At 55.4% G+C, this 4,743-nt stretch carries 5 protein-coding genes; 2 read left to right on the top strand and 3 right to left on the bottom strand.

Annotated elements, in window-relative coordinates; translation table 11 throughout:
- The coding region (locus DBR30_RS09395; protein ID WP_146181374.1) for a GntR family transcriptional regulator at positions 1–388 on the top strand (388 nt) is incomplete at its 5' end.
- 49 nt (positions 389–437) lie between these two features.
- Here DBR30_RS09395 and DBR30_RS09390 read toward each other — a convergent pair.
- Positions 438–1,202: a helix-turn-helix domain-containing protein gene (locus DBR30_RS09390; RefSeq protein ID WP_108541873.1), complete on the bottom strand. Its 765-nt coding sequence runs from the start codon at positions 1,200–1,202 to the stop codon at positions 438–440.
- Positions 1,203–2,476: 1,274 nt separating this feature from the next.
- On the opposite strand from DBR30_RS09390, the gene DBR30_RS09385 reads away from it, so the two are divergent.
- Positions 2,477–3,103 (top strand): porin family protein, encoded by a 627-nt coding sequence (locus DBR30_RS09385; protein ID WP_064335188.1) that lies wholly within the window; start codon positions 2,477–2,479, stop codon positions 3,101–3,103.
- An 87-nt stretch (positions 3,104–3,190) separates the two neighbouring features.
- Here the strand turns inward: DBR30_RS09385 and DBR30_RS09380 are convergent, their stop codons facing one another.
- Together DBR30_RS09380 and DBR30_RS09375 are read right to left on the bottom strand one after the other, a co-directional pair.
- Positions 3,191–4,189 (bottom strand): sensor domain-containing diguanylate cyclase, encoded by a 999-nt coding sequence (locus DBR30_RS09380; protein WP_058057085.1) that lies wholly within the window; start codon positions 4,187–4,189, stop codon positions 3,191–3,193.
- Positions 4,190–4,456: 267 nt separating this feature from the next.
- The gene (locus tag DBR30_RS09375) at positions 4,457–4,687 is read right to left on the bottom strand and encodes a GNAT family N-acetyltransferase (RefSeq protein ID WP_258224372.1); all 231 of its coding nucleotides are present in this window, start codon (positions 4,685–4,687) and stop codon (positions 4,457–4,459) included.
- Positions 4,688–4,743: the final 56 nt, after the last annotated feature.

Below are 4,743 nucleotides of genomic sequence, written 5' to 3'. Positions count from 1 at the left end.
GTATGAAATTCGCCGCCAGCGTCTTATCGACGGCCGCCCAGTGCTCCACGTCAGCCACCATCTGCTGGCCAGCCGCTTTCCCGATATCGCCAGCGCGCCGCTGGCCAGCTCCCTCACCGAGCTCTATCAGCAGCGTTATGGCATAGGCCAGGGTGGGGCGAGTCTCGAGATCACCCCCTCGGCGGCGCGCGGCGCCATCGCCCGCGCCCTCAATCTGGCGGAGGGGAGCGCGGTGCTGCGGCTGGTGCGGGTCAACTACGACGAGCGGGGTGGTCTGGTGGATTGCGATATCGAGCACTGGCGGCCGGATGCCATCCGTATCTGTCTCGATACCCGGGCGCTGCAACCCATCATCGCTAAAGCGCAGTACATGCAACTGGCAGAGTAACCACACTCAAACTCACGAGCAGACTCGGATCTCGCAGGATCCGCCGGGATCAGTTGTCGATATTGGGGATCATGTCGTCGAAGCTCTGATAGCCGCAGTCGGCCAGTTGCAGCGACATGGTGTAGGTCTTGGCGTGCTCCTGCTGACCGATGGCGGGACGGTTGAGCTTGATCTCCTGATGCCAGTACTCCTTCATCCGGTCGATCAGCGCCATCGCCTCTCCCTCGTTGAGGTGCAGCTGGCAGAGCGCCATATAGTTGTTCGACTTGTGCATGTTCTCCACCAGATACCCCCCCAGCACCGACATTGCCTGCCGTGCCTGCTGGCGGGCGAAACGGCTGTGCTGCTCGAAGCTGATCCGCTCGCTGATGAGGAAGTGGTAACTGTTGTCGATACCAAGCTGCAAAATGCCGAGCTTCTCCAGCTTGCGCAGATAGAGGTAGCAGGAGGCATCGGTCAGGCCGTACTCCCGCTTGAGATCGATCAGCGTCTTGTCGCGCCAGAAGATATTGGCGAGAAAGGCGTAGAGCCCCGGCTCGTTGTGAAACGCCTCATCCTGCTCCTGAGTGAAGACGGCGCGCCGGCTCTGGGCATCCTGAGTGCGATCCAGCAGCTCCTCGAACGAGAGCCCCACCAGATGGCAGATCTCCAACAGAGTATCGAACGGCAGCGAGGGCTTGTTCATCATCCGTTTCACGGTCGCGATGGAGACACCCATAGCTTCTGCCAGGGTCTGATAACGGATCCCCTTGTCGGTCAGGGTCTTCTTCAGGGTGTCGAGAATATTGTTGGCCAGGGTCTGGCTGTAGGTCATGCCACTCTTCCTTGTTATCGCACTTTCATTGCATGGTTATGCCGAGTCAGCTTCTGACCTGTTTTTACCTTCAAGGCTCAGATATTGACACCGAAAAAACAGCCTAGAGAAAAAATCGCCTAAAACGCCCATCAGGACAGACCAGTTGAACGATGAGGTCGCAAAATCTGACACCAGACAGTGCATATCTTTCAACCCGCAAACATTTTGCTAGTGCTGCATAGAACATCGCGCATAATCGAAACGTATCGAATTCAAGACCCTTCCTGGTTGAGAAATCGATTGTTTGCTTCCAAATTTTTATCTTTTAAACCGTAAGGTTTTTTCTCTTTCCTGGCATTGGGCGGCGCTGATAGCACCGCCCTTTTCTTTTCCCTGAATTCGCAGGTCAGGTCAAGGGCCCCGGCAAGGGGAAGTGTCACCGGCCACCCGCCGCCCACTGATGCGCCAGCCACCACGACCTCTCTGGCAGGGTGTCCTAAACGATCACCAATAGCGTTTCATTGCCATTCAATATATTTAAATGGCTTGATTGGAAAGCTTCGCTCAATATAAAAACGAATATAAGCAAGTAATTTAAAACATCAAAAACCTATCTTTTAAATGGCTTGTATATATAAGACAAAAAATTAATCAACTAGTACTGCCTATATTTACTTATCACTCCCCGCTCCCACCCCAACAACTGCGGCCGGGTGAAGAGAAAGCCACCCAAAAGAGCCCATCCGCATATCTGGTGGGCAACATGGCCCACGCAAAAACAGCCTCAAAAGACCACCAAAAGCCACAATGGGAACAATCCCAAACCTCAGAGAGAGCAAAAAACAGGCAAAAAGATAGATTTTTTTCTCACGGTTTCACCTTGTGAGGCGTTCAAAAAATCATCAAAAAGAGCCTGGCGCCTGTGAGTAACATCTGAGATGCCAATTTTTAGACAGCTCATCATGGCCACGCTAGAATGAAAAATCAATGCTGATACAAATCAATCACATAGAATCAAAAGCAAACTCGCCGCCTGTCATTTGCCTCACCGTTTAATTATTTAAACCTCAATAAAGCTAAAGCTCTAATAACACTATTTATTAAACAAAATGACCCTGCTTGCAGCCAGTCATATTTAGAAGAATGGGGGAATCACTCTCTTGTTATTCAGAAATGTGCTGACTATACTGCGGCCCCTCTGTGAAAGCAGAGCAATGACGGAAATATAAAAAGCTTCATGGATTGAGCAATATAAATCACACGCAGTTCACGCAACACAAGGTTATTTATCCATGAACAAGTTTAATAAAATTGCCGCTTTCTCCCTGCTTGCTCTGGCCATGAATGGCGGCGCCCATGCCGAAGGCTGGTATGCAGGTCTGGATCTGACCACCTCCAAGATGGATCTCGATGGTGCTGCCAAAGACGCCTATGACGCCAAAGTGATCGACGACCAGCTCGACGGCGGCAGCCTGATCGTGGGTTACAGCTTCAAACCCTGGCTGGCGGTTGAAGGTGGCCTGCACGCCCAACAGATGGATCAGCTGACCTGGGTGACCTCCCCGATTGCAAGCGGCTTTGCCGACACCACCATCGAAACCCGCAGCATCAGCCTGGCAGCCAAGCTGAGCCAGCCGCTGGCCTGGGGCTTCAGCGCCTATGCCAAACCGGGCATCGCCTACACCCGCACCGAATTGGAAGTTGTCGGCAACGCTACCTTCCTCGGTTTCAGCGATCAGGTAAGCAAGAGCGCAACCAAAAGCAAGGTACACCCCAATCTGGAAGTGGGTCTGGACTACGCCTTCAACGACCACTTCTCTGCCGGTATCGGTTACGAGCGCCAGTTCGACGCCCTGAGCCTGGGTGAAGAGCACTACTCTCTGGATACCTTCAAGCTGGGTCTGCGTTACCACTTCTAAGTCGCGCCGCGTCAGTAACAATGCAAAAGGGCCGCCGGTTTCAAACCTGCGGCCCTTTTTACTGCTCTTCTTTCCGTGCCCTGCGCGTTAGCAGATCTGGTCTTTACCAAGCTGCTTGGCCTGATAGAGCGCCCGATCGGCGCGCACCATCAGGCTCTCCTTCTGCTCATCCTGCTGATACTCCGCCAGCCCGAAGCTCATGGTAGCGGGCGCATGGGGGCAGATGGGCTCGCTCGCCATCAATGCCTGAAACTTGCTCGCCACCACCAGCGCATCCTCGCGGCCGGTGTTGGGCAGCAACACCATAAACTCGTCACCGCCCCAGCGGGCCAGCAGATCGATCTCGCGGATATGGCGGCGCACCAGTGCCACTATGTTGATCAGGGTCTGATCCCCGGCGTTGTGGCCATAGCTGTCGTTGATCTGCTTGAAGTTGTCCACATCCATGGCGATCACCGTAAACGGCTGATGGAAACGGCGCGCCCGCTCGCACTCCAGCTGCAACGCCCGCTCCAGCCGATAGCGGCTGGCGGCGCCGGTCAGGGCATCGGTCTCTGCCAGCAGACGGTTCTCCTCGGCTTTCTGTTGCAGCGCCTCGTTGAGTCGCACCAGCTCGGCGGTGCGCTCGGCAACCTGCTGCTCCAGCGACTGATTGCGCCGCTCCAGCTGCTCCAGCAACAGCTTGCTGGCGTGGATATCGCGATGGGCGCCGATCATCCGCGCCACAGACCCGTCGGGATTGCGCTCAATGATGCGGCCGCAATCCTCAATCCAGAGATAACTGCCATCGCGGCAGCGGCAACGGTACTCGGCACGATACTCATGGGCGCTGCCGCTCAGACAGAGATCGAACTTCGCCATCACCGCCGCCAGATCGTCGGGGTGGATCACGTTCTCCCAGGTGAAGACGGTATTGCCGAGGGAGTGAGGCTCGTAACCCAGCATCCGGTACCAGCCCGGGTTGCGATAGACAAAACCGGTATTGGCATGCCAATCCCAGATGCCATCGCTGGTCACCTCCAGAATGCCATGCACCACAGCCTCGCTGACATCCGAGATCCTGATCGTGTCACTGTCCTGCACCATAGCAGTTATCCTTGTTCTTCCGCCCCGCGCCACCACGGGGAATCGCTCTGTTGTCGTGAGGCGCTACCTTGGCATATTGCAACAGATCTGTCAGCCAGAACCCCACCGCACCAACGCTTCCCCGGTTATCGGCCACTCACGGCGCAGGCTGAATCAGGGTGGCCATAAGTGTGGCTCAAGCGCGCCCCATTTACCGGATTTAACTCACGATTCAGTCATTTGGGGGATGGGAATAAATGAGGGGATACCCAGAGGCCCCCACAGAGGTCACTCGGCCAGAGTCAGTCGATAAAAATCCGTCTCCTGATGTTTCGGATTGGGGCGCAGAAATACCCAGCCAAAGCGCCGGTAATGATGCAAGGCCCGCACATTGGTACGGCTCACGGAGAGGATAGCCCATTTGCAACCCGCTCCCAGCAACTGCTGGCGGATATAGGCCTGCAATTGCGCGGCCAGCCCGCAGCCGCGATATTCGGGGAACAGATAAATCAGCTGCACACATAACCGGTCTCGGGCTCATCGGAAAAGCTGCGAAACTCCAGCTGGCCCACCCG

The sequence above is a fragment of the Aeromonas sp. HMWF017 genome, assembly GCF_003061465.1.
Lineage (GTDB): Bacteria > Pseudomonadota > Gammaproteobacteria > Enterobacterales > Aeromonadaceae > Aeromonas > Aeromonas veronii.
Note: the sequence above shows the minus strand (reverse complement) of the source record. Positions and strands in the feature narration are given on the sequence as shown.